Annotated in this window: 17 protein-coding genes; 7 read left to right on the top strand and 10 right to left on the bottom strand. The window is 65.2% G+C overall.

What is annotated here, in order from left to right:
• Together AB0H00_RS18475 and AB0H00_RS18470 are read left to right on the top strand one after the other, a co-directional pair.
• The coding region (locus AB0H00_RS18475; protein WP_357267589.1) for a hypothetical protein at nucleotides 1-636 on the top strand (636 nt) is incomplete at its 5' end.
• Between the two features lie 185 nt (nucleotides 637-821).
• Nucleotides 822-1670, top strand: a complete 849-nt coding sequence (locus AB0H00_RS18470; RefSeq protein WP_357267587.1) for an alpha/beta fold hydrolase — start codon at nucleotides 822-824, stop codon at nucleotides 1668-1670.
• A 51-nt stretch (nucleotides 1671-1721) separates the two neighbouring features.
• On the opposite strand, the gene AB0H00_RS18465 is transcribed toward AB0H00_RS18470, so the two are convergent.
• The 5 genes from AB0H00_RS18465 to AB0H00_RS18445 all read right to left on the bottom strand — a co-directional run bounded on the left by AB0H00_RS18465 (nucleotide 1722) and on the right by AB0H00_RS18445 (nucleotide 5200).
• Entirely contained in the window at nucleotides 1722-2423 is a 702-nt protein-coding gene (locus tag AB0H00_RS18465; RefSeq protein ID WP_357267585.1) for a class I SAM-dependent methyltransferase, read from the bottom strand.
• Nucleotides 2424-2570: 147 nt separating this feature from the next.
• Entirely contained in the window at nucleotides 2571-3002 is a 432-nt protein-coding gene (locus tag AB0H00_RS18460) for a hypothetical protein (protein WP_357267584.1), read from the bottom strand.
• A complete protein-coding gene (locus AB0H00_RS18455; RefSeq protein WP_357267582.1) occupies nucleotides 2999-3157 on the bottom strand; it encodes a hypothetical protein in 159 nt (52 codons plus the stop codon). Before AB0H00_RS18455 ends, AB0H00_RS18460 begins: the two co-directional genes overlap by 4 nt.
• A 2-nt stretch (nucleotides 3158-3159) precedes the next feature.
• Entirely contained in the window at nucleotides 3160-4263 is a 1104-nt protein-coding gene (locus AB0H00_RS18450) for a hypothetical protein (RefSeq protein ID WP_357267580.1), read from the bottom strand.
• Between the two features lie 391 nt (nucleotides 4264-4654).
• Nucleotides 4655-5200 carry a hypothetical protein gene (locus tag AB0H00_RS18445; RefSeq protein WP_357267578.1) on the bottom strand — a complete coding sequence of 182 codons (546 nt, stop codon included), beginning with the start codon at nucleotides 5198-5200 and terminating at the stop codon, nucleotides 4655-4657.
• Between the two features lie 1793 nt (nucleotides 5201-6993).
• Between AB0H00_RS18445 and AB0H00_RS18440 the strand changes: the two genes are divergently transcribed.
• Nucleotides 6994-14715 carry an amino acid adenylation domain-containing protein gene (locus AB0H00_RS18440; RefSeq protein ID WP_357267576.1) on the top strand — a complete coding sequence of 2574 codons (7722 nt, stop codon included), beginning with the start codon at nucleotides 6994-6996 and terminating at the stop codon, nucleotides 14713-14715.
• 58 nt (nucleotides 14716-14773) lie between these two features.
• Here AB0H00_RS18440 and AB0H00_RS18435 read toward each other — a convergent pair whose 3' ends face one another.
• From AB0H00_RS18435 to AB0H00_RS18425, 3 genes are all read right to left on the bottom strand, one after another.
• On the bottom strand, nucleotides 14774-17785 hold the full coding sequence (locus tag AB0H00_RS18435) for a bifunctional [glutamine synthetase] adenylyltransferase/[glutamine synthetase]-adenylyl-L-tyrosine phosphorylase (RefSeq protein WP_357267574.1): 3012 nt from the start codon (nucleotides 17783-17785) through the stop codon (nucleotides 14774-14776).
• Between the two features lie 57 nt (nucleotides 17786-17842).
• Entirely contained in the window at nucleotides 17843-19183 is a 1341-nt protein-coding gene (gene glnA, locus AB0H00_RS18430; protein ID WP_357267573.1) for a type I glutamate--ammonia ligase, read from the bottom strand.
• Nucleotides 19184-19346: 163 nt separating this feature from the next.
• A complete protein-coding gene (locus tag AB0H00_RS18425) occupies nucleotides 19347-20876 on the bottom strand; it encodes an alpha/beta hydrolase (RefSeq protein WP_357267610.1) in 1530 nt (509 codons plus the stop codon).
• Between the two features lie 188 nt (nucleotides 20877-21064).
• On the opposite strand from AB0H00_RS18425, the gene panB reads away from it, so the two are divergent.
• Nucleotides 21065-21922 (top strand): 3-methyl-2-oxobutanoate hydroxymethyltransferase, encoded by an 858-nt coding sequence (gene panB / locus AB0H00_RS18420; RefSeq protein ID WP_357267608.1) that lies wholly within the window; start codon nucleotides 21065-21067, stop codon nucleotides 21920-21922.
• 135 nt (nucleotides 21923-22057) lie between these two features.
• On the opposite strand, the gene AB0H00_RS18415 is transcribed toward panB, so the two are convergent.
• Entirely contained in the window at nucleotides 22058-22267 is a 210-nt protein-coding gene (locus AB0H00_RS18415) for a hypothetical protein (protein WP_357267571.1), read from the bottom strand.
• A gap of 49 nt (nucleotides 22268-22316) precedes the next feature.
• On the opposite strand from AB0H00_RS18415, the gene AB0H00_RS18410 reads away from it, so the two are divergent.
• The 3 genes from AB0H00_RS18410 to AB0H00_RS18400 are packed head-to-tail and all read left to right on the top strand — an operon-like array spanning nucleotide 22317 to nucleotide 24413.
• Nucleotides 22317-22547 carry a hypothetical protein gene (locus AB0H00_RS18410; RefSeq protein ID WP_357267569.1) on the top strand — a complete coding sequence of 77 codons (231 nt, stop codon included), beginning with the start codon at nucleotides 22317-22319 and terminating at the stop codon, nucleotides 22545-22547.
• A 13-nt stretch (nucleotides 22548-22560) separates the two neighbouring features.
• Complete coding sequence (gene pip / locus AB0H00_RS18405; protein WP_357267568.1) at nucleotides 22561-23523, top strand: prolyl aminopeptidase; 963 nt, start codon at nucleotides 22561-22563, stop codon at nucleotides 23521-23523.
• 2 nt (nucleotides 23524-23525) lie between these two features.
• Nucleotides 23526-24413 (top strand): CHAD domain-containing protein, encoded by an 888-nt coding sequence (locus AB0H00_RS18400; RefSeq protein WP_357267566.1) that lies wholly within the window; start codon nucleotides 23526-23528, stop codon nucleotides 24411-24413.
• A 228-nt stretch (nucleotides 24414-24641) separates the two neighbouring features.
• Here the strand turns inward: AB0H00_RS18400 and AB0H00_RS18395 are convergent, their stop codons facing one another.
• The gene (locus AB0H00_RS18395; protein ID WP_357267564.1) at nucleotides 24642-26093 is read right to left on the bottom strand and encodes an RNB domain-containing ribonuclease; all 1452 of its coding nucleotides are present in this window, start codon (nucleotides 26091-26093) and stop codon (nucleotides 24642-24644) included.
• Nucleotides 26094-26107: the final 14 nt, after the last annotated feature.

The raw sequence follows: 26107 nt of genomic DNA, 5'->3' as shown, positions 1-26107 counted from the left end.
CGCGTCATCAACCGCGGCGGATCCCTGGGCGACGTCGTCACCTCCATGATGGACGCCGGGTTCAAGGACAAAGACATGATGGTCGGAGCCATGCGGGCCTACAACTACCGCGAGCAGTTCGGTCCCAGCGTCTGGGATGGTGACGCGTACATCGGCGAGGCCGTGGCCTCGATGTCGGTCCTCAAATTGGCTCAAACACCGGCGAACATGGCTCTCTTCGAGCACACCGCGCACCGGCTGGCAAACCGACGCTACATCGACCGGGTTCCGTGGACCGATCTCACCAAGGACGAACAGAAATATCTCGACGACTACTTCAAAAATCCCACGAGGGACAAGATCAGAGGCATCGAGGCCCTCGCCAGCGGAAGCCAAATTCTTGGACGCGATAATAAGGGGAATATCATACAGTCGAACAAGGAATACCCGCTGCCTCCCGAGTTCGAGGGCTGGAGTCAGGAACGTGGCCTGCTGATGAACAGGTTCATCATGCCCCATCTCAGCCAGAAATACCTGGCCGCCGCCAACGCAGGCGACCTCCACAAAGCGTCGGAAATACTACAGATCATGGCGCATTCCGAATACTGGACAGGCAACGTCAAGCTGACCCCATCGAAGGCAATTCCACGATTCTAGTGCTGAGTTCCTCAAAGGTGGTGTACAAAACCGGCGGCGTGGGGTCCTCGGTTTCGGCGCGGGTCGGCCCCGAATCCACGGTCGCGCGGGCGTTGAGCGCAGCGGTAGCCTGGTGCCCGAGGCATGGCCGCCCTGTCCGGGACGGGAACTGGCAGCAGAAGCCGGCCGTCACTTAGGGAGTGATCATGTCCGCTGGTTCGACCCCACTGCTTTTCCTGCACGGCTACTGGCATGGGTCCTGGTGTTGGAGTGAGGTCATCGCCCGCGTGGCGAGGATGGGCCGCGCGTCCGTCGCGGTGGACATGGCGGGCCACGGGCTTCGTGCTGTTCGGCCACAGTGCCTCACCACACGCCCATTCGACGCTGAAATTCTGGCCACAGAGATGTCTCCGGTGGCGGGGGTGGACCTCGAGCAGGCAGGTGACCTGCTTGTTTCGCAGATCGAGGAGGTCGGCCGCGGTGGCCCGGTGACCGTGGTGGCGCACAGCATGGGCGGCACTGTGCTGACGCGGGCGGCGCAACTGGCGCCGGAGTTGCTGGCGCACGCGGTGTACCTGGCCGCCTTCATGCCTGCCTCGGACGTGCCGGCCATCGCCTACATCCATCTGCCCGAGAACGCGGGCGAACTGGTCGCACCGTCCTTTCGGGCCGACCCCGCCGCGATCGGCGCACTGCGCTTCGACCTCGCCTCCGATGACCCCGACTACCGTCAGCAACTGCGGGATGCATTGTTCGGCGATGTCGATCCGGCCGTCGCCGACGCGGCTATCGGACTGCTGACGCCGGACGCTCCAGCCGGCATCGCGCTCGGTGCCACCACACTGACCCGCGATGGCTGGGGCTCGGTGCCACGCACCTATGTCACTTGCGCTCGTGACATGGCGATCCGACCGGGCCTGCAGCAGAAGTTCATCAGCGACGCGGACGCCACCTTCCCGGACAACCCGACCGCCGTGGTGGCGCTCGACTCCTCCCATTCGCCGTTCTTGTCGATGCCCGAGCAGGTAGCTGACATCGTGGCGAAGCTGGGCTGATACAGCCTCCTGCCCGGGCAATGCAACCCTGCGATCTCGCTGCTTGGCGGATCAGCCCAGATGGGCCGACAGCAGCCAAGCCGGAACCGACTTGCGGCCGTTGGGTTCGTCGCGTAGGCCCTCGAACCGAAAACCCATGTCCGCAGGCAACTCGAGGTTGCCCGCAGGTAGGTTGCCATGGATTCGCGCCGGCCTGATCTCATCGATCACCCAGTACCTCGACACCGCCTCACGAAGCTCGTCGGCGGTGACCGGCGACGGCCCCGGTTCGGGCACTTCGGGCAGGGCGGCCCGGTCGAACACCAGCGCGAAATACGACGCGCCCGGCGCGGCGGCACGCACGATCGACTGCTGATAGCCCTCCCGCGACTCGACCGGGATCGAATGGAACAGCGTGCTGTCGACGATGGTGCCGAAGCGGCCGTCGTAGCCGGTGAAGGAGGCGATGTCGGCGACCTCGAAGGAGGCGTTGCCCAGGCCACGCCGGGTGGCCTCGGCGCGGGCCAGCTCCACCGCGGTCGGCGACAGATCCAGTCCCACGGTGGTGTAGCCCCGCTCGGCCAGATGCAGCGAGATCGCCGCCTCTCCGCATCCGACGTCGAGGACATCGCCATGGAATTTGCCCTGTTCGATCAGTGCGGCTAGTTCCGGCTGGGGTTCCCCGATGCTCCACGGCGGTTTGACGCCCGGCCCGAACGGACCGCCTTTGCCTTGGTAGACGGCTTCGAATTCGAAGTCATGTGGTGTCGTCATAACCCACGAATATCAGGGCATCTGATACATGGTGGGGACGTGGACCGCGACGCGCTCGGCCTGCTCTACAGCTCGGATGCCGCCGGTGCGCTGTGGTGAGCAGTGGCTCGGCCGCGCGCCGCTTCTCGGTCAGCGAATAGGAATTGATCAGACCGCGTCGTCGTCTTCAGGGCCGAACTTCTCAGCGACGGAAGTAGCTCGGACATGCCTGCGTGCGGCAAGCACCACCGCGACAGCATCCAGCCACCTGGCGAATAGTTGGTCGCGGAGGGCATCGGGGCTGTTCGGCAGGCGCGCTGCCGACATCCAGCCGCGGACCACCTCGGTCGACTGCTCCCCGATCAACGGTTCACGCAACTCCAATGCGCCATCCAAGCCGAGCGCCCGCACACAGCCGGCCAGGAATTCGAGAGGGTACGGGCCGACCTCGAATTGCTCCGCGTACAACGCCGCCGCTACTGCCGCCGCACCGAACAGGGCCGTGCGGGCTTCGGCAGGTTCGGCCATGCCGGCAGCGATCGCGGCCTCGATATCGATCCCGCGCAGCTCTTCGTCGCGACGAATCCTCGGGTCACTCATAGTGGCAAGGCGACATCGACGGCATTGCTCAGACCCTCGTTCGGGTCACTGTCCGTGATCGCGCCCAACTCACCATCGATGAACTGCTGCTTGGTGACCCATTCTGTGTAGCCCCAGGGGTTGTAGATCTCCAGCTTGTCACCTTGCGCCGCCATGATCACCACTTCGTGGGCAGCTCCCTTTTCCCGGGGTCCCTATCCACGGTAATGGGAACCGGTTTGCCCGCATTCACCGCGGTCTCGATCTCCGGCAACATCGCCTGCCGAGCCGCCGCCGACTCGGAAGGAGAACTACCATCAACATACGTAATGGTGTAAGTATCGCCGGTTGACGGCCGGAGCGCGGTGGTGAACAGTTCGGCCAGGTCCTTGTCGCTTCCGTCCCAGGTGGCGTCGGTGGTGCCATAGACACGAACCAACCTGTCGCGGAACGCGGTGGAGGAATCGTTGCCCGGTTCCGCGCCGGCCACTGCGGCAGGGCCTTGGCCGGTGGTTAATCCCAGCATGAATACCGGGTCGTTGGCGGCTCGTGCGATGACGGTGGAGGCGGCGACACAGTTCGTCGAGTCCTGCCCGTATAAATTGTGGACATCGACCTTACCTTTCTCCTTTGCTGGGGTCGTGAAGGTCGACTTGCCTCTATAACCCGATATGTATTCACCACCTTCCCCCAATCTGGTATCGGTGCTGTGCACGTTTGGGTTCAGATGGGCAGACAGCCAAGCGAGGTCCTCTCCGTGCGGGTGTATCAATTCGACGAACGACTCGACATCGGCAAGCGAATATCCGGCTGCCAACGCTTTCCAGATGTACGCAGCCTCGTGTGGGGAGTAGGCGGCGGCGAGCATTTCTTCGAATTTCTTGCGATCCGCCTCCGACATAGTATTCAGCAGTTGCGAGGCCCGTGCCAACGCTGTCGGCGTGAGGATGCCCGCGAGCGGATTCGCCGTAGAGCCGCTGTTCCCCGCATATGCCAGAACTACCGAGGACAATGGATCGATGCCGGGTGAATTGATCTGCCTCGCCCGGGCTTGTGCGGCAAACTGATCGAGTGCGCTCACCACATCGGTTGCAGCCTGATCCCGAAGTTTGGCGGCGGCGAGGCGGTAATGGCAGCCTTCTGCCGCCCGATGGCGAATCTCGAACCACATCATCCCCGAACCGCTCAGCGATGACGCCGCAGCCTTGGCCTGCTGTAGCAGTTCGACGCCCTGTTCATCGACTTTCTGTGCCTGTGCCAGCTGCTCGGCAAAAACATTCAATGCGTCAGCTCCGCCATCGATAGCGGCCCCGGCTGCCTCTGATTGTGATGCGAGAGCCCGAACCGCTTCCGTCGCGGTCTCCGCAGCCGCTCCCCGCCAGGCACTAGGGAGCGATCTGGTTTCCACGTTTCGCAAATGCAGGGTGGCGACCGAACACGCGCCCGCCACGGCTTGATAGTCGCGTGCCCGCTCGGTGATGCTCGTCGGCGACCCACTCGGCGAAGGGGGGATCAGGGCGATGTCGATCGCGCGCGGCAAGCTCGGGAACGGGTCGATCGCGCCGGCAATCTCGGAGGTCGCAGGATCTGTGCGTGGCTCTCGAACATCAGGCTATCGATCACGTCCAATGCCGCCTGCAGGGCGGACACCGTGCTCATCTCCCGACCCCGGCCTACAGCCTCTGCATTGTGGCTTTGGGCTCGGCCACCGCAGGCTTATTCACATCGAGCGGATCCAACTCCAATGGGCTCGTAATGGGCGGCGGGTTCACCCTGAATACCCCCGAGCCGGTGGTATCGATATCCACACCGCTGACCTCCCTGCCGCCATCCAGATCTGCTCCTTCATATTTCTCAGCGGCATCGGGCAGCAGCTTCCTTAGTTCGGCCATTGCCGAGCTCGTCACACCTGTCTCGCGAACCCAGGCCTGATGGAATTCTGCCCATGCAGATTCGATGGCTGTATCGCCGAAGATTCCGGAATATATCATCAATGGCACCATGTCGAGAACTGCGTCGGCGGTCGATTTTGCCAGGAGGTTATTTATCGTGGCGAGCTTGTCGTTTACCATATCGACCATCGCAATGGGGGACAGCAGCTGGTTCGGATCGAGCCATAGACCAATCCCTCCGGAAAGCGGTGTCGCCGTTACCGAGGTAGACCCCTGCACACCGCGGTTTCCCGTCACATCGCCCTTGCCCACGTCGCCATCCGGCACAGCTTCCAACCTCTCCGCTCCCCTGCCGGACCTACTTGTACCGACAAGCATGGACCAATGCGTCCACGGCACCACTGGCCGGAGAGCCGGATATTGTGCAGCACAGGACATTCAGCAACAAAGAGGATCGCCGGACACTCCGACACTTCAGCATCTGACGTTCGACTTCGATCACTGTCCAACCGCTATGGTGTAGGACGCTAGTCGACGGGCTGGAGGCCGGAAACGGCTCCGGAGGACGCACTTTCAGTTGCTTGTTGTGAGCTGTGCACAAGCACATCGGAACCGAGGGTCCGACCACGCCGCGAAAGTCCGTGCCAGCCCCCGACCATCGACCCGGGCGCCGCATGCCGCCATCACCACCGACCACACAGGCCGGCTGGAGAACTAGGACTGCCCCTCCGCGTATTCGCCCTACCGTTGGCACCTATCGCCCCGCGACCACGGCGCGAGCAGATCAGGGTTGAATACTTCGTGCACAAGCACTCGCTGAAGCGATGAGAACGCTATCTCGTAGCAGCGCCCGACCGAGGCCCGTGGTAGAAGGCCGAACGAGTCGCGTGTGACCCCTGAATCGAACAATCGCCGCCTCTCGTACAGTCCGAGCCGACGAGTATGCATTCCGAACGGGGCTCCAGCCGGAGGAATCAGAGTGTCCTCATCCGCCGCACGGTAGGTGATGAGGTTCTCGCTGACGACCGAGCCCGACTCGTCCCGCAATATGGCGTGTCGGATACACAGAGCATGCGGATCTGTCGAGGAGAAGACGTCGCTGAAGCGAGGATGCACACTCGCGTCGGCTGCGAACGGCGGCAAAACGTCGGCGACGATGCGTGACCCTGTGATCTGCTGGAGCGATACGGTTGTCGAGCCGTCGCCGTACAGGAGCATCCTGGTGATCAACGGAAAGTCGAGGTAGGGCATGAACTCGGGGTACACACGTGTGCCGGACAGCTGCGGCAAAGCTTCCGCAATGACAGGTGCGCCGGCCTCGGATTCGATGTGCGAAAATGGTGTGGGGCGTTTTAGCACCGCCGCTTTTCGGCTGATTCTTACCATTGGTTGACTCTTTTCAGAATTCAATGACGCGTCATTGAATTGGACACCGGGCACAGACGGACAATTCGCACCTTCAGCTTCGAACAGTGCGACCGATTCTCCGTGCTCATCCCGGAGACAACGTGGTTCGCCCGATTCGGCGGCGCACCATCACGTGAATCATGGAGCCGTATCAGGCATGTATTCGACTACTTTCCCATCTGCTGTGATGCATGAGGTTAGCGAGCCGGACTGAGGTGGGAAATGGTTTGGGAGACCGTACTTTCAGCCGGGTGTTGTGAAGTATGCACAATGGGTCGGCGAAAACGGCGGCAATGCCGGTCTGGTGCGGAGGATCGGTCACTGGGTGGGCCGCACCGGGATCGCCGGCGCCTGAGCGGAACCCACTCGCGGTACTACGAACTGTTCAACAGGTCCAATGGGTTCTATTCATCAGTTTGCCGGCACCATGGACCCGATCCTTATCGAACGGTAAGCTGTGGCAGGTATTTGAACGTTCTGGACGGTTGGCCTCGGGAGGATCTCCTCGGCTTTCTTTGGTCCAGGTGAGCGGGTGGGGTGTCGGTTCCAGCCGTTGGTGAACTCGCGGATCTCGGTGTCCGGCTCGCGGACACCGCGGAAGTGCCTCGATGCATGGCTTGGCGGTCGGTGACGCCGAACCGGGCCTCGACCAGGTTCATCCACGATGCCGAGGTCGCCGAATCGACAAGTCCCAGAATAGACAAGGAACGACCTTGCCCGCCGAATACAATCCGTTTCCTGCGCTGTGGGCGCTGTTGGCCGGTTTCTTCATGATCCTGGTGGACATGACGATCGTTGCGGTCGCGACTCCGGCCATCAAAGCTGATCTGAATGCTGATATGTCCAGTGTGATCTGGGTGACGAGCGTCTATCTGCTCACCTATGCGGTGCCCCTGTTGCTGACCGGACGGCTCGGAGACAGGTTCGGGCCCAAGCGTATCTATCTGATCGGTCTGGTCGTCTTCACCACCGCCTCACTGTGGTGCGGCCTGTCGCGATCCATCGAAATGCTGATCGCCGCGCGCGCGGCGCAGGGTATCGGCGCAGCGTTGATGACGCCACAGACCATGGCCGTGATCACCCGGATCTTCCCACCGGACAGGCGTGGCGCGGCGACGGGCCTGTGGGCGTCCGTCGCTGGGCTGTCGATGCTGGTCGGCCCGATCATCGGAGGCGTGCTGGTCGACCGGATCGGCTGGCCGTGGATATTCTTCGTCAACATCCCGATAGGAGTCACCGCGTTCGCCTTGGCGGTCTGGCTGGTGCCCTCGTTGCCGACCCACACACATCGGCTCGATCTTCCCGGTGTGGCACTCAGTGCGGTCGGTATGACGTTGTTGGTGTTCGGCATTCAGCAGGGCAACGCCTACCACTGGTCGACAGGAGTCTGGGTGTCGATCGGCGTAGGACTTACGGTGCTGGTCGGGTTCGTCGTGACTCAGGCTCACGGTAGAGGCGAGCCGTTGGTGCCGCTAGGGCTGTTCCGCTATCGGAATTTCGCTTCGGCCAATGTCGCGGTGTGTGCAGCGGGTGCGGCGGAAACCGCCCTGATGGTACCTGCGTATTTCTACTTGGAGGCGGTACGGGATTTGTCACCGATGGCAGCGGCTTTGGCTTTCGCCCCGATGGCGGTCGTCACCGGCATCGCGGGCCCATTCATCGGCAAACTAGCCGACCACGTGCACCCGCGTGCCATTCCGAGCTTCGGTTTCCTTTTGTTCGCCGCTTCGATGGCGTGGCTGGCGTCAGCAATGACACCGACCACCGCGGTTCGTCAGGTTGTGCTCTCATCCATCGCAATGGGGCTCGCAGCGGCCTGCGTCTGGGCACCGCTATCGGCCGCCGCCGCACGCGACCTCCCCGTGCGCCACGCCGGCGCGAGCGCCGGCGTCTACAACACCACCCGTCTGGTCGGCTCGGTCCTGGGCAGTGCGACGATCGGCGCATTGATCACCGCTCGGATGACAGCACATGGAATTCCGTCATCGGCAGCCGACGATACCTGGCAGCTGCCCGAGTTCTTGAAGTCTCCGTTCAGTGCGGCGCTGAGCCAATCGACCTATCTACCCGCCGCGATCTTGCTGATAGGCCTGATCGCATCGATGATGCTCGTCCTTCCCCGCAAATCATCGACCCCGCCTACAGCGGGTTCGAGACAGGCCGATCCGGCAACGTCGGGAACAGGGAAGGATGCTGAGGATTCTCCGGTGGCGCCAGTTACGGTCGCGGAGTTGTTCGCCAGTCAGGCCGATCGAACACCGGCCGCGGTCGCAGCGATATTCGACGATCGTTCGCTGCGGTATGCGGAACTGGATCACGAGTCCTCTCGGCTGGCCCGGGTACTGATCGATCGAGGTGTCGGCCCAGAGACGATTGTGGCGGTGATGCTGCCGCGATCACTGGAGATGATCATCGCGATTCTGGCGGTGATCAAGGCAGGCGGGGCGTATCTGCCGATCGACCCACGCCATCCCCGCGAGCGGATCGGGTTCATGCTCACCGACGCCGCCGTGCGTCTAATCCTGACCGATTTCGCGACAGCCGAATCGACGATGCGCCCGAATACCATCGACCTGCCGACCGCGGTCTCGGTACTCGCAGTCGATGGCACCGAGACCGTCCGGCTCATGGCCGGCCAGGATGACGCGCCCCTCATCGACAGCGACCGCCTATTCCCACTGCAACCGCTCAACCCGGCCTATGTCATTTACACCTCGGGATCCACAGGCGTACCCAAGGGCGTCGTCATCACGCACCACAACGCGACGGCGTCGATTCGCGAACTGTCATCTCGGATAGAGATGACAGCGGGATCGCGAATGCTGGCCAGTACCTCGTTGACCTTCGACGTGTCTGTGTTCGAAGTATTCTGCCCGCTGACCACAGGCGGCAGCATCGAAATCGTCCGCGATATTCTGACATTGGCCGAGCGCGATTCGTGGACGGGCGATATTATCAGCGCGGCACCGTCGGCATTCGGCGAGCTGATCGGACAACCCACTGCGGCGAAACTCGACGCAAAAGCTGTCGTCTTCATCGGCGAGCCGCTGACGGCGGCACTCGTCGAGAGAACCCTGGCGTATATCCCCGGCGTTCGCATCATCAACGGTTACGGTCCGACTGAAACAACCGTTGCGATCACCTCATTCGCCGTGTCGCAGGCCCCTACTCAGGCCGCTGTGCCGATCGGTTCGCCGGTCGGGAATACGCGGCTGTTCGTGCTGGATGGCCGGTTGCGTCCGGTTCCGGTCGGGGTCGCGGGCGAACTCTACGTCGCGGGTGTGCAATTGGCCAGAGGCTATCTGCGGCGAGCGGGGTTGACCTCCTCGCGGTTCGTGGCGAACCCATATCCAGTGGCCGACGGTGAGCGGTTGTACCGGACAGGGGATGTCGTTCGGTGGAATCACGGGGGTGAGTTGGAGTTCATAGGACGGGTCGACGACCAGGTGAAAGTTCGCGGATTCCGGATCGAACCGGGCGAGGTCGAAGCGGCGCTTGCCGCCCATCCCGCGGTAGCACGCGCGGCGGTGGTGGTACGCGAAGACCAACCGGGCGACAAACGGCTGGTGGGCTACATCGTGCCGGCAAACGGAATACACTCGGAGGCCAGGGATGTCGAGCATGTCGACGCGTGGCGCCAGGTTTATGACGATATCTATAACGCGTCCGGCGTCCCAGCGCTCGGAGCGGACTTCTCGGGCTGGAACAGCAGCTATACCGATCGACCGATTCCGCGGGCGGAGATGTGCGAGTGGCGCGAGGAGACCGTACAAAGGATCCTGGAAATCGCTCCGAGAAGGGTCCTGGAAATCGGTGTCGGCGCGGGCCTGATACTGAGTGGGGTCGCGCCCACGTGTGAAAGCTACTGGGGCACCGACGTCTCCCAGTCGGTCATCGATCGCCTGAGCTCCCAGCTCGTGGGACGTCCCGGCCTGGCAGGCGAGATAAATTTGCGTTGCCAAGGTGCGGATGACACCAACGGCCTGCCCGAGAACTTCTTCGACGCGGTTGTCATCAATTCGGTTGTCCAGTACTTCCCGCACGCGGAATATCTGGTCGAGGTGCTGCGCTCGGCTGCCCGGCTACTGAGAGCGGACGGCGTGATATTTGTCGGCGATGTTCGTAACCTGCGCCTGGCGAGTTGTTTCCACACCGCGGTCGAATTACATCATGCCACGCCGGAAACTACGGCGACGGCGGCACTGACAGCCGCTGAACGGGCCATGACAATAGAGAAGGAGTTGATGGTCGATCCAGACTTCTTCGTGACGTTCGCAAACGATACTTCCGACATCGCTGGTGTCGATATCCGAATCAAGGACGGCGCCCATCACAACGAGCTGACGCGCTACCGATACGATGTGAAACTTCACACCAAGCCGAGCGCCGCGCAACAGCTACTCGAAGATGCACCGAGACTGCGTTGGGGACACCTGGTGAGTGGCATCGATGAACTTATCCACCAACTGCGCGCCGATTCACCTCCGGTACTTCGCGTAGACGGCATTCCCAACGGTCGCCTGTTTCAGGAAATCATGGCCGAGCGCAGCCTGCGCGGCGGATCTCTCGCCGCCGCCATCGCCGATCTCAACGCGCCACCACCGCACCCAGATTCGATCGACCCGTCCGAACTCAGCCGTCTGGCCGCCGAACAAAACTATCGGGCGATCATGACATGGTCTAATATTCCTGAGCAGTTCGACGTCGTCTTCGCCGAATCGGAGCGGATGACCTCAGCATCATGGATCGGAGCGTACACGCCGAGGACAACTGATGAATTCTCTGCGGACAAGCTCACCAACAGGCCCGTACGCTCCCGTGAAATCGCCGCCCTGACAAGCGTTATACAGCCATTTCTGGCATCCCGTTTGCCAGACTACATGATGCCCGCAGCAGTCGTTGTGGTAGAACGGTTCCCGCTGACCCAGAACGGAAAGTTGGACCGTCGGGCGCTGCCGGCTCCGGAATTCACCGGCGTGACATATCGGGCGGCGCGGACCGACCGGGAAAAGATACTGACAGGGTTGTTCGCCGAAGTGTTGGGAGTGGCACGTGTCGGGATCGGCGACAGTTTCTTCGATATGGGTGGGCATTCACTATCTGCGACGAGACTGGCCAATCGAGTACGTGTGATGTTGGGAATCGAGTTGGGTGTGCGGGACTTGTTCGACACACCCACAGTTTTCGAGTTGGCGGAACGACTCGAAAATGGTGTTCGGGTGCGTCCCATATTGACTACCAAAGACCGTCCACAGGAAGTGCCGTTGTCGTTCGCACAGCGGAGACTGTGGTTCCTCCATCGGCTGGAAGGGCCCTCGGCGACCTACAACATGCCGATGGTTGTGCGGTTGACCGGAGCAGTGGATACGGCGGCCCTGCAGGACGCGCTGGTCGATGTGGTGGAGAGGCACGAAAGCTTGCGCACGGTGTTCCCACAACGCGACGGTGTCCCACATCAGCACGTGTTGCCGGTCGAGGATGCCTGTCCGCGGTTGCTGATCTCGCAGGAAGTCGAGCCTCAAACGGCGGTAGCCGATGCGGTGCACTATGCCTTCGATCTGGAGTCGGAGATCCCGGTGCGGGCGTGGTTGTTCGGCGTGGGCGTGGACCGGCATCTGCTGGTTATCGTGGTCCATCACATTGCCGCTGATGGCTGGTCGATCCGACCACTGTGGCGGAACATCAGCCAGGCGTATGTGGCCCGTCGGGCGGGGCGAGCGCCGGAGTGGATGCCGTTGCCGGTGCAATACGTGGATTACACGCTGTGGCAACAGGATCTGCTGGGCGAGCAGGCTGATCCGGACAGTCGGATCGCCGAACAGCTGAGCTATTGGAAACGGGCTTTGGCCGGAACGCCGGAACGGATCATGCTGCCCGTTGATCGATCTTTCCCGCCAGTAGTGTCGTATATAGGTGCAGCCGAGCGATTTTCGTGGCCTGCAGAGCTGTGTGCGGGATTGGAAAGACTTGCCCGAGCCCATGGGGCAAGCGTTTTCATGGTTGTCAACGCGGCGTTGGCGGTGCTGCTGTCGCGCATGGGCGGCGGAGACGACATCGTCCTGGGTTCGGCTGTCGCCGGACGCACCGACGAGGCACTCGACGAATCGGTCGGGTTCTTCGTGAACACCCTTGTGCTGCGGACCGATCTCTCCGGCGATCCCACTTTCGCGGAGCTTCTCACTCAGGTGCGGGAACGTTGCCTGGACGCCTACGCCCATCAGGATGTCCCCTTCGAGCGCCTCGTCGAGGCCGTCAATCCGACGCGTTCGACGGCCCACCACCCGATATTCCAAGTGATGCTCGCTTGGGACAACACCGAGCAAGCCGATCCGGTATCGGCCGAAGGTCTGGGGCCAGAGCTGGAGGCACGCTCGGAGTTCGTCGATACGGGTACCGTTCGAATGGATTTGGCCTTCAGCATGACCGAGCGCGGTGGTGTCGGCACGGGCGGTGTCGCGGTAGACGGCATGGTGGAATTTCGGACCGATCTGTTCGATCCGGCCACCATCAAGATGTTGCTCACTCGGCTGAGACGAGTGCTCGAAGCTGTCGTGGCCGATTCGGGCACCCGGACGGGGTCGATCGATCTGCTCGACGATCTGGAGCGGCATAGGTTGCTGGCGGAGTGGAACAACACCGGCAAACGTGTTGGGTCGGTGCGACCGTTGACGGTCGCGGAATTGTTCGCCCGTCAGGTTGCTCGCGTGCCGGATGCCACCGCAGTAGCATCCGGCGATCGGTCGTTGTCCTACCTGGAGCTGGATCGACAGTCCAACCGGTTGGCGCGGGTGCTGATCGACTGCGGCGTCGGCCCGGAGAGGATCGTCGCGATCGTGTTGCCACGGTCATCGGAAATGATCGTGGCAATCATGGCAATCTCGAAAGCAGGCGGGGCGTACCTGCCTATCGATCCCGACTACCCGCGTGAACGGGTCGGATTCATGCTCGGCGACGCCGCTGTGCGATTGATCCTGACCCAGTCCAGCACAGCCGGATCGGTGTTGTCGTCGGACTCGATTGATTTGTCGGCGGACATTCCGGTGCTCGCACTCGACAACGCTGACACGGCAGCGCTCGTGGGCGGACATAGCGGCGACCCGATCACCGATACCGACGGCCTGCGCCCGTTGAATCCACTCAACGCGGCCTACGTGATCTACACCTCTGGATCAACGGGCACGCCCAAAGGCGTTATCACCACACACGCCGGCGTCGCTAATCTACTCGCCGCCCAGCGTGATCTGCTCGACATCAACGACAACAGTCGCGTATTGCAGTTCGCCTCCGTCAGCTTCGACGCCGCTTTCTTCGAACTGCTGATGGCACTCGGATCCGGGGCCACACTCGTGATACCCGCGCAGAGCCGGGTGGTCGGTGCCGAGCTCGCCGACCTGATCAACGAATGCCGAGTGACCCACGCGGTTCTCACTCCCGGTGTGCTCGATGGGATCAACCCAGCGGAACTGAGTTCCGTTACCGATCTCGTTGTCGCAGGCGAGCCTTGCACTCCCGGGTTGGTCGCGCGATGGTCGGCCACACGGCGGATGGTGAATGGGTACGGGCCCACCGAGGCTACTGTGTGCGTTTCGATGAGTTCCCCGTTGTCCGAGACCGACCCGACCGTGCCGATCGGTTCGCCGGTCGGGAATACGCGGCTGTTCGTGCTGGATGGCCGGTTGCGTCCGGTTCCGGTCGGGGTCGCGGGCGAACTCTACGTCGCGGGTGTGCAATTGGCCAGAGGCTATCTGCGGCGAGCGGGGTTGACCTCCTCGCGGTTCGTGGCGAACCCATATCCAGTGGCCGACGGTGAGCGGTTGTACCGGACAGGGGATGTCGTTCGGTGGAATCACGGGGGTGAGTTGGAGTTCATAGGACGGGTCGACGACCAGGTGAAAGTTCGCGGATTCCGGATCGAACCGGGCGAGGTCGAAGCGGCGCTTGCCGCCCATCCCGCGGTAGCACGCGCGGCGGTGGTGGTACGCGAAGACCAACCGGGCGACAAACGGCTGGTGGGCTACATCGTGCCGGCAAACGGTAGTGCCATGGCGGCAAGCGAGGTACGTCGGTTTGTCTCGTCTCGATTGCCCGAATACCTGGTGCCATCAGCGATCATGGTGATGACAACGCTACCGTTGACAGCGAATGGAAAGGTGGATCGCCGGGCACTCCCGGCCCCGGAATACGCCGATGCGGCGTATCGAGCACCGCGCACCGATCAGGAGAAGTTGCTGGCCACACTATTCGGTGAGGTGCTGGGGGTGGAACGAGTCGGGATCGACGACAGTTTCTTCGAGCTCGGAGGACACTCGCTTTCGATCACCAGACTGGCCGTTCGGATCCGGGAGGTCCTTGGCGTGAAGGTGACTGTGCGGGCCTTGTTCGACGCGCCTCGAATCGCCGAATTGGCGCAGGCGATAGCTGACAATGGCCGTTGATGCCGGTGGAGGTGGTGTCGGTGCCGGGAATACATGAGCCACAGTCGATTTCGCCGCGTCACGCACCGAATACCCGCACCACCACGGCTTTGGCGCGGCGGGTGACGCGCATGTAGTGGTCGAGGAATTCGCTGCCGTCGTCGTTGGGCCATCCCGCTACGCGTGCGATGGCGGACAGTAGTCGGCCCGGGGCGGGTAGCTGGTCGGTCGGCTTGCCGCGGACCAAGACCAGCGCGTTGCGGGCCTTGGTCGCGGTGAGCCACGCGTCACGCAGCAGCGCGACATCCGCGGCGTCCAGCAGCTTTTTCTCCTCGATCACGTCCAGCGATTGCAGCGTGGAAGTGTTGTGCAAGCCGAGGACGTCATGGGCGTGGCGCAGCTGCGTCAGTTGAACAGTCCACTCGATGTCGGCGAGTCCGCCACGTCCCAGCTTGGTGTGGGTGGCCGGATCCGCGCCGCGCGGCAGCCGCTCGGCATCCACTCTGGCTTTGATGCGCCGGATCTCGCGGACCGCATCGGCCGAGACGCCGCCCACCGGATACCGCACCTTGTCGATGATGTGCAGGAATCGCAGCCCGAGTTCCTGATCGCCCGCCACCTGGTGGGCGCGCAGCAGCGCCTGCACCTCCCATGGCTGTGCCCACTGCTCGTAGTATGCGGCGTAGGCGGCCAGCGTGCGAACCAGCGCCCCGTTGCGCCCCTCCGGCCGCAGCCCGGCGTCGACGTGCAGTGGCGGATCGGTGCTCGGCGCCCCGAGCAGCTGCCGCACCCGGTCAGCCACTCCGATCGCCCACTTGACGGCCTTGGTCTCGTCCTCGCCCGGCTTCGGGTCGCACACGAACAGCACGTCGGCGTCGGAGCCGTAACCCAGCTCCATTCCGCCGAGCCTGCCCATGCCGATCACCGCGAGATCGGCGGGCGCCTGCGCGCCCCGCTCCGCCGCACTTGCCCGGATCACCGCGCGCAGTGACGCCTCCAGCACCGCGACCCACACCGACGACAGCGCCCGGCACACCTGCGGCACGTCGAGCATGCCGAGCAGGTCGGCCGAGGCCACCCGCGCCAGCTCGTGTCGACGCAGCGAACGTGCCGCGGCTACAGCGCGTTTCGGGTCATCGTAGCGTGCTGCGGCGGTCAGGATGCCGCGCGCGACGTCCTCGGTCTGTGGACCGAGCAACAGCGGACCGCCGGGACCGTCGGCGTACATCCGGATCGTCTCCGGCGCGTTGATCAGCAGGTCGGGCAGATACTCCGACGAGCCGAGCACGATCATCAGCCGCTGCGCGATCGCCCCTTCGTCGCGCAACTCGCGCAGGAACCAGATCTGGTCGGCAAGCCCCTCGGAGACCCGGCGGTAGGCCAGTAGCCCCGCGTCGGGATTCGGCGTGTTACCGAGCCATTCGAGCAGCGTCGGCAGCAGCAAGGCTTGGATGCGTCCCTTACGCGACACCCCGCCGGTCAGCGCTTTCAGGTGCCCGAGCGCGTGTTCCGGCGCGACATAACCGAGGGCCGCCAGCTGCCGAATCGCGGCTTCCGGGCTCAGCCGCAGCGCGTCGGAGTCCAGCCGCGCCACAGATTCCAGCAGCGGACGGTAGAACAGCTTGGCGTGTAAACGGCGCACCCGCATCGCGTTTCGGCGGATCTCGCTGGCCAGCACGCCCACCGCGTCCTGCTTGCCGTCCGGCCGGACGTGCGCGGCGCGTGCCAGCCAGCGCATACCTTCCTCGTCGTCGGCGGCGGGCAGCGTGTGTGTGCGACGCAACCGCTGCAGCTGCAGCCGGTGTTCGAGCAAGCGCAGGAACTCGTAGGACGCGGTCAGGTTCGCGGCGTCGTCGCGGCCGACGTACCCGCCCGCCGCCAGCGCGGCCAACGCCTCGACGGTGCCCTGCGCGTGCAAGGTCTCGTCCACCCGCCCGTGCACCAATTGCAGCAGCTGCACGGCGAACTCGACATCGCGCAGGCTGCCGTGCCCGAGCTTCAGTTCGCGTTCGCGCAGATCGGCGGGCACCAGGTCTTCTACCCTGCGGCGCATGGCCTGCACGTCGGCGACGAAATCGGGACGCTCGGACGCCGACCAGACCATCGGCATCAGCGCATCACGGTATTCTTCGCCGAGCCGGAGATCGCCGGTCATCGGCCGGTTCTTCAGCAGCGCCTGGAACTCCCAGGTGCGCGCCCACCGCTTGTAGTAGGCGACGTGCGATTCCAGCGTGCGCACCAGCGCGCCCGCCTTACCCTCCGGCCGCAGCGCCGCGTCGACATCGAAGAACGCCTGGCTCGCCACGCTCATCATCTCGGCCGCCAGGCGGGTCGCGGTGGTGTCGGCGGGCTCGGCGACGAATACCACGTCGACGTCGCTGACGTAGTTCAGCTCGCGTGCGCCGCTCTTCCCCATGGCGATCACCGCCAACCGCACCGGCACCGGCCCGTCTTTGCAGACCCGCGCGACCGCGACCGACAATGCCGCGGTCAAGGCGGCATCGGCAGCGTCGGCGAGATGCCTGCCGACCACCCGATACGGCAGCACCGGCTCGTTCTCCACGGTGGCCGCCAGGTCGAGCGCGGCGAGCAGCATCAGCTGGTCGCGGTAGCGCTTGCGCAGCAGTGTCACCACCTCGGGACCGGAGATCCCGGCACGGAACAGCATCGGGCCCGCGTTGGCCCCCTCCTCCGGCACCCCGTCGACCACCTGGAGGAGGTCGGCGACGAGCTCGTCGGGTCCGGGTAAATCCTTGCGGCGCAAGTTTTCCCAGGCCGACGGGTCGGCGACCAAGTGGTCACCGAGCGCGCTGGAGGCACCGAGCAGAGCGAACAGCCTGCCGCGCAACGACTTTTCCGTGCGGATCGCCGAATCCAGCGCTTTCCATCCTGGTCCGATGCTTTCGCGTAGCCGCATGAGCGTGCTCAACGCGAGATCGGCATCTGGCGCGCGGGACAGCGCCCACAGTACGGGGATACTTTCGACGTTGTCCCAGCCCAATTCGCGCAGCGACGCGGCTGCGGACGGCTCCAGCAATCCGAGCCGACCGACGCCGGGTACAGCGGAGCGGGCAGACGGTGGCCGGACCATAGCTCTCAAATTACATGGCCGAGGCCGTCGGCACGTCGACGCCGGACATCCGTTGGGTTACAACCCCAGGTATTCCTCGAGCTCATAAGGCGTCACCTGGCTGCGGTAGTCCGACCACTCTCTGCGCTTGTTGCGCAGGAAGAAGTCGAACACGTGCTCGCCGAGGGTCTCGGCGACCAGCTCGGAGCGCTCCATCGCCTTCAGCGCCTCGTCCAGCGTGCCGGGTAGCTCGCGGAAGCCCATGGCGCGCCGCTCGGCGGTGGTCAGCGACCACACGTCGTCCTCCGCCTCCGGCGGAAGCGTGTAGCCCTTCTCGATGCCACGCAGACCTGCCGCGAGCAGCACAGCGAAGGCCAGGTAGGGGTTACAGGCGGAGTCCGGGCTGCGGATCTCGACACGGCGCGAGGACGACTTGTTCGGCGTGTACATCGGCACGCGCACCAGCGCGGAGCGGTTGGACCGGCCCCACGAGGCCGCGGTGGGCGCCTCACCGCCGTGGATGAGGCGCTTGTAGGAGTTCACCCACTGGTTGGTGATCGCACTGATCTCCGACGCGTGCTCGAGGATGCCCGCGATGAACGCTCGCGCCGTCGCCGACAGGTTGATCGGGTCGTCCGGATCGTGGAAGGCGTTCGACTCCCCCTCGAACAGACTCATATGGGTGTGCATCGCGGAGCCGGGATACTTGGCGAACGGCTTGGGCATGAACGTCGCGCGCACGCCCTCGTCGATCGCTACTTCCTTGATCAGATAGCGGAAGGTCATCACGTTGTCGGCCATGGACAGCGCGTCGGCGTAGCGCAGGTCGATCTCCTGCTGGCCCGGTGCGCCCTCGTGGTGGCTGAACTCCACCGAGATGCCCATAGACTCCAGCGCGTCGATGGCGTGGCGGCGGAAGTTCGGCGCCGAATCGTGCACGGCCTGGTCGAAGAAGCCGCCGGAGTCGGCCGGTATCGGCGAGGCGCCGTCCTTCGAACCGTTCTCCAGCAGGAAGAACTCGATCTCGGGGTGCACGTAGCAGCTGAAGCCCACGTCGCCCGCCTTGTTGAGCTGGCGACGCAGCACGTGGCGCGGGTCGGCCCAAGACGGCGAGCCCTCGGGCATGGTGATGTCGCAGAACATGCGCGCGGAGTGTTGGTGGCCTTTGCTGGAGGCCCACGGCAGCACCTGGAAGGTCGACGGATCCGGCCGGGCGACCATGTCGGCCTCCGAAACACGGGCGAAGCCCTCGATGGCGGAGCCGTCGAAGCCGATGCCCTCCTCGAACGCGCCTTCCAGCTCGGCGGGAGCGATCGCGACGGACTTCAGATAACCCAAGACGTCGGTGAACCAGAGACGTACGAAGCGGATGTCCCGCTCTTCGAGCGTCCGCAGCACGAATTCCTTCTGGCGATCCATGCCCGCGAGCGTAAGCACCTGGCGTTAAATCTGTGTTACATACCCGCTCAGAAATGCCTGAGTAGGTGTTTTCGGAAGACTTCGCACAGCCGGAACATCTGATTTCCGAGTTTCCGGCTCCAGCTCAACCGCGCAGCAACGATCGAGCCGGGACTCGACGGGTTCAGCAGGTGAGGCCCGGCGGGGGTTCGGTCAGGGCGACCAGATAGCCGACGACCGCGTCGTCCACGCAAGGCACGCCGCCCGCCAGCACCACCGTGTGCCTGTTGCCCCGGTAGGTGATGAGCGCGGCGCCCAGCTGCTCGGCCAGGTCGACCCCGGCCTGGTATGGCGTCGCCGGATCGTCGGTCGTGGACACCACCACGGTCTTCGGCAGCCCGTTCACCGAGATCCGGTGCGGTTCGCTGGTGTTGGACACCGGCCAGGAAGTGCACAGCTCCAGCGGTGCCGCCCCCGTGCCGTGCCCGTCGTCCAAGAACGGCGCCGCCTTGCGGTATTCGGTGTCCTGTCGTCCGGTGACACCGCGGTCACTGATGCGCGGATCGTCCATACAGCGGATGGCGTTGAACGCGTCGCTGGTGTTGTTGTAGGAGCCGTCGTCGCGGCGGCCGTCGTACAGATCGGCCAGCGACAGCAGGGTGTCGCCGCGGCCGTCGCGCAGTTCGGACAGACCGAGTGTGAGCACCGGCCACATTTCGTCGGAGTACAGCGCCTGGCGCACGCCGGTGAGCGCGTCACCGTAGTTCAGCCCGCGCGGGTCGGTGGTCGCGACCGGCTTGTCCCACAGCGGGTTCACCAGCTCGCGGAAGCGCTGCACGGCCTGCGCCGGATCCGTGCCCAGCGGGCAGTCCGGATTCCGCACGCAGTCCGCGGCGTAGGCGTCGAACACCTTCTGGAAGCCCGCCGCTTGGCGCAGCGACTCCTGCACCGGGTCCTGCGAGGAATCGATCGCGCCGTCCAGCACCAGGGCACGCACGTGCGTCGGGAACCTCTCCGCGTACGCCGAGCCGATCCTGGTGCCATAGGAGTAGCCGAGGTAGCTGAGCTTCGCGTCGCCGAGCGCGGCGCGCATGACGTCCAGGTCCTGCACCACCTCACGGGTGCCGACATGCGCGAGGAAGTCCTTGCCGGTCCGTTCCAGGCAGCGGTCCACATACCTGCGGTTGTCTGCCTCCGCGTCGGCGATGCCCGCAGGCGAGTTGTCCTCCTGCGGCTCGGCGCGTTCGGCGTCCTGCTCCTGGGCGGTCTGGCAGACGATCGCGGGGGTCGAGGAGCCGACGCCGCGCGGGTCGAAGCCGACCCGGTCGAAGCGCTCGGCCAGCGGCGTCTTGTTACCGAGGAACGACATGGTCAGGCCGGACTCCCCCGGGCCGCCCGGGTTCATCAGCAACGAACCGATGCGCTCGCCCGTCGCCTTGATCCGGGATACCGCGATCTGCGCGGTCGGGCCGTCCGGCGACGCGTAGTCCACCGGCACGGCGATCCGCGCGCACTCCGCGTTCGGGGGGAAACGGTCGTCCGCTCCACCGAATCCGGTACAGCCACCCCACTGCACCGGCTGCCCGTAGAACTTCTCCAGCCCGGTGGGCGGCGCGGGCATCGCGGTCCCCGGCTCGTCCCGGGTGACAGCGCACCCCGCAGCAACCAACGCCAGCACCGCCACCACGAGCACACCGCGCCCACTTCGCACCATCGACATGCCCTCGATATTGCCATCGGGAAAACGCCGACGCCGCCATCGGGAAAACCCGCCCGGTGCTGTGACCAATTGCACCGGTCACGGCCCTTAATTCGCCCCGGTGGCGGGTGGCACACTGGATTCGTCAGACAGACCCGGGGACCCGGACGGGCCCCGAGGCGACACAGACGAAAGGGACGATGATGTCCGTATCCGATTCGGAAACCCCTGCCTACGGTGCGGCGCCCGCCACGGCCGGGAAGGCCGTGCGCAAGACCCGGGTGCATCACCTGCAGCAGATGAAGGCCGACGGCGAGCGTTGGGCGATGCTGACCGCCTACGACTACTCCTCGGCGCGACTGTTCGAAGAGGCAGGCATCCCGGTGCTGCTGGTCGGCGACTCCGCGGCCAACGTCGTGTACGGCTACGACACCACCGTGCCGATCACCGTCGACGAACTCATCCCGCTGGTGCGCGGTGTGGTGCGCGGCGCTCCGCACGCGCTGGTGGTGGCCGACCTGCCGTTCGGCACCTACGAGTCCTCGCCGCAGCAGGCGCTGGCCACCGCGACGCGCTTCATGAAGGAGGGCGGGGCGCACGCGGTGAAGCTGGAGGGCGGCGAGCGCGTCGCCGAGCAGATCGCGCTGGTCACCTCCGCGGGCATACCGGTGATGGCGCACGTCGGATTCACCCCACAGAGCGTGAACACCCTGGGCGGTTTCCGCGTGCAGGGGCGTGGCGACGGCGCCGAGCAGCTGATCGCCGACGCCATCGCAGTGCAGGAGGCGGGCGCGTTCTCCGTGGTCATGGAGATGGTGCCGGCCGAGCTGGCCGGACAGGTCACCCGCAAGCTGACCATTCCGACCATCGGCATCGGCGCGGGCGCCGACACCGACGCACAGGTACTGGTCTGGCAGGACATGGCGGGCTATACCAGCGGCAAGACCGCCAAGTTCGTCAAGCGTTTCGGCCACATCGGCGACGAACTGCGCGCCGCCGCAGCCGCTTACGCCGACGAGGTGCGCCGGGGCACCTTCCCCGGTCCGGAGCACAGCTTCTGAGCGAGTCGGAGCGGGCGATGACCAGCGAGCGGTGCGCCCACCTGTCGCACTGCTCGGTCGTCGATGAGCTGCTGGACGAGCTGCGCGCGCACTTCCGCTGACATATTCCCGGCGAAACCAACCGGCACGGGCCGGTCAGCGGAAAAAAATGGCAGACTCGATGCCGACAATACCGACACGAGCAGAGGTACCGATGCCGCACAGCCGTTGGATTTCCCGCAGCACACTGCTGATCGCCGGTGTTTGCGCCGCCGCAGCACTCACCGCCTGTGGCAGCGAGTCGAGCCCCGCTCCGACCGAAAGCTCGACCACGGCAGCGGCGAGCGCGACCACCAGCCGCAGCACGCCGACCACTCAAGAGGTCAGCGACGCGTCCGCAGCTCAGCTATGCGACATGCTCCGCCCGGAACTGACGAACTGGCGGATACAGGGTGGGACGCTGGGCAAGATCGGGCTCAACGCTCTCGTGCACGAGTGGGCGCTGCGCAACGGCGCCATCAACGCCGCGGTGCTGGCCGACAAGGCGATCGTCGATCGCGCCGCCATCAAGAGCTGCCCCGATGTGCGGCAGCAGGCCATAGACGCCTTGGGCATCCCCGACCTGGCCTCCGGTCTGGTGTTCTGATCGAGAAGGCCGAATGCGCAGCCGCTACCCCGAGATCGAACCCTACGACTCCGGCATGCTCGCCGTCGGCGAAGGCCAGTCGCTGTACTGGGAGGTCAGCGGCAATCCGGACGGCAAGCCGGTGGTGTTCCTGCACGGCGGTCCCGGCGGTGGCACCGCGCCGTTCCATCGACGGTACTTCGACCCGGCCGCCTACCGGATCGTGCTGTTCGACCAGCGTGGCTGCGGCCGCTCCATCCCGCATCTCGCCGACGGCGCGAGCCTGGAGCACAACACCACCCAGCATCTGATCGCCGACATCGAAGCGCTGCGCGAGCAGCTCGGCGTCGAGCGCTGGCAAGTGTTCGGCGGCTCATGGGGTTCGGCGCTCGCACTGGCCTACGCGCAGAAGCACCCCGGACGCGTCACAGAGCTTGTGCTGCGCGGCATATTCCTGTTGCGCCGCAAGGAAATCGACTGGTACTACAACGGCGCCGCCGGCTACCTCTACCCCGAGGAGTGGGCGAAGTTCCTCGCACCCGTGCCCGAGGACGAACGCGACCAGGATCTGGTCGAGGTCTACCACCGCCTGCTGCACTCGGCCGATGACGAGGTCGCCCGCGCGGCCGCCGTCGCCTGGTCCACCTGGGAGGGCGCCACGAGTTCGCTGCTGCCGCAACCGGATCGAGTCGCCGAAATGGCCGAGCCCAGGTTCGCGCTGGCCTTCGCCATGATCGAGAACCACTACTTCCGCCACGGCGGCTTCCTCGACGAGGGCCAGTTGCTGCGCGATATCGGCGCCGTCGCGCAGATACCCGCCGTGATCGTGCAGGGCCGTCACGACATCGTCTGCCCGGCGGTCAGCGCGTGGGACCTGCATCGGGCCTGGCCCGGTTCGGAACTGCGCATCGTCGACGACGCAGGGCACGCGGCGAACGAGCCCGGCATCGCGCATCACCTGGTCGAAGCGACCGACCGATTCGCGAAGGCGGGGTAAGCATGACGACCACGGCCGGGAGCGCGCTCGTCACCGCACTGTGTGAGGACGTCGACCGGCTGCTGGCCGCCGAACCCGAGGTCCGTTCCGACGCAGCGGATTCCGTGCACCAGATGCGGGTGGCCACCCGCAGGCTGCGCAGCGTGCTGCGGTCCTACCGCGGGCTGTTCGACAAGCAACCGATCGCCACGATGAGCGCGGAACTCAAATGGCTGGCCGGATTGCTCGGGGAGGCCCGCGACGCGGAGGTGCGCACCGACCGCTTCGAGACGCTGCTGGCCGACCATGCCGGGCAGACCTCGCGCGCCGAGCTCGTCGCCGTCACCGCCCGGCTGGTGAACGCCGAGCGGGACCGCTACCGAGCGGCGCACGACGAGATCCTCGAGGCATTGGACAGCGCGCGTTACCGCGATCTGCGGGCGGAGCTCTGCCAGTGGCGCACCGATCCCCCGTTGCGCCACTCCCGCGCCGCGGCGCACGCCGCAGAATTTTTCGAGGAGGTCCTGCGACGCGACCTCGACCGGGTCGAGTCCCTCGTGCGCGCCGAACCCACGGTCACCGCTACCGAGCGGATAGAGCTTCTGCACGATATCCGCAAGAGCGCCAAACGTTTGCGCTACTCGTGCGAAGCGGCAGAGCAGACGCTCGGCGACGCCGCGGCCGACCTCGGCACGCGTGCGAAGAAGCTGCAGACGGTGCTCGGAGACCACCGTGACGCGGTGGAATCACACGAGGCGATCCTCGGCAGGGCGGCCGACGCCGCCGCGGCGGGCGAGCAAGCGGCCGTATACGAGATTCTCGCGGCCGCCGAGGACGCGGCGGCCGGTCGCGAGCTGAGCCGCTATCCGGCCACGGCCGCAGCGCTGTTCGGACAGCTCGACGCCAGGTAGCTCGCCGAGCCCACGACGCACGGCAGCTGGCACTCCAGCGATCCAGTGCCAGGCGAAGCTGCGCCACCGCTGCGGTTCGCAGGGTGAGCCGGTTCATGCGGTCTCTACGCGCACTCGCCGTGCGTCAGACGCGGCCATTGAAGTATTGCGACGCAACGGTTTCGATCCGACAGGCAGCAGTCGACATCCGGCACTGTCGGACGCCGACAGGGTGCTGAACGCGCGGATTCACGCGGGGAACTCGAACGTCACCTTCCGTTCCCTCGGGTCCGCCGATGTCAGCCGCACCCGCACCGCCGCCCCTTCCGGCGGCTCGCCGACGCACGGCCCGAGCACCGGAGGGTCGGCGATGAAGATCTCGGCGGGCCGATTGCCGTTGCCCTCGCGCACCACCACGGCGTCGAACTCCGCGCCGACCCGCTGCGTCAGCAAGGTCGCCTCGGTCAGATCGATGCAGGCGCGCTCCAGCTTGCCCGCGACGCCATCGCTACGGCGCATGGCCTCGGCCGTGCGCGTCAATCCGCCACGTACCCACCGCGGCACCTCGTTTCCGGCGCACCTGGCCAGGCAGATCTCCGTCGCGAACCGATCCGACAGCCGCCGCAACGGAGCGGTGACATGCGCATAGGACGCGCCGATACCGCTGTGCCGCAATGATTCCGGCGCGAGCGGCTCCCCCGCGGCGCCGTCGACAACGGTGTAGGAAGCGCCGCGCAGCAGGCTGGTCGCCTCGGACATCAGTACCAGCGCCGCCGGCGTGTTCGGGTCCAGCCGCGCCAGCATCCGGCCGACCGACTCCTCCGCGGACCAGGTCACACCGAGCGCGTGCGCGGTGCGCCGCATGGAATCGATCGCTGATTCGGCCGGTGGCGGCATGGTGCGCAGCAGCGCGACCCGCTCCTCGGCTCGCGCGGCACCGTCCAGCATGATCCGCGCCGCGCACATGCCCGTCAGCAGCGAAACCTGCTCGTTCCAGTCGTCGGCGGGGGTGCGCGGTTCCACCACCAGCCGCCAGTGCCCATCGGCGCGCGCGTCCCGAACGATGGTTTGCGCCGGCAGCCGCAGCCCGATCGCGCCGCGCGCCAGCCCAGCCTCGATGCGCCGCGTACCGAATTCCGGCAGGGCCGCGATCGAGGGATGCAGTCGACCGGCGTCGGCGTCGACCTGCACTCCGGTGTAGTCGAGGCGAGCACGGGAGCGCACCAGGGCCCGCACCACCGAGGAACTCTGCGGTTCGGCCTGCTCGTCGAGTTCGATGGTCCACAGCGCCGCAGGGCGGGTCCGCCCGGGCAGTAGGCTCGCGGACCCTTCCGCCAGCACCGGCGGATGCAGCGGCACGGTGCTGTCGGGGAGATAAAACGTCTGCCCCCTGGCGCCGGACTCCTTGGCGAGCGCGCCGTCGGGGATGATCACGGCACCGACGTCGGCAATAGCGTAATGCACGGTGAAGCCGGTGGGGGTGCGTTCGAGATGCAGGGCTTGGTCCAGATCCAAAGCCCCGGGCGGGTCGATCGTCACGAACGGGATGTCCGTGCGATCGACCCGGTCACCCGCGAACACGTCGATCGCATCGCGCGCCTCGGCGGTGGCCTCGGCGGGATACGCCGAGGCCAAGCCGAATTCGGAACGGATGGCGCCGAAATCGACCGGCGCCGAGACGATCCGCTGGTGAAGTGCCACGCTCGAGCGCCGGG

Source organism: Nocardia sp. NPDC023852 (genome assembly GCF_040639505.1).
Taxonomy (GTDB): domain Bacteria; phylum Actinomycetota; class Actinomycetes; order Mycobacteriales; family Mycobacteriaceae; genus Nocardia.
Note: the sequence above shows the minus strand (reverse complement) of the source record. Positions and strands in the feature narration are given on the sequence as shown.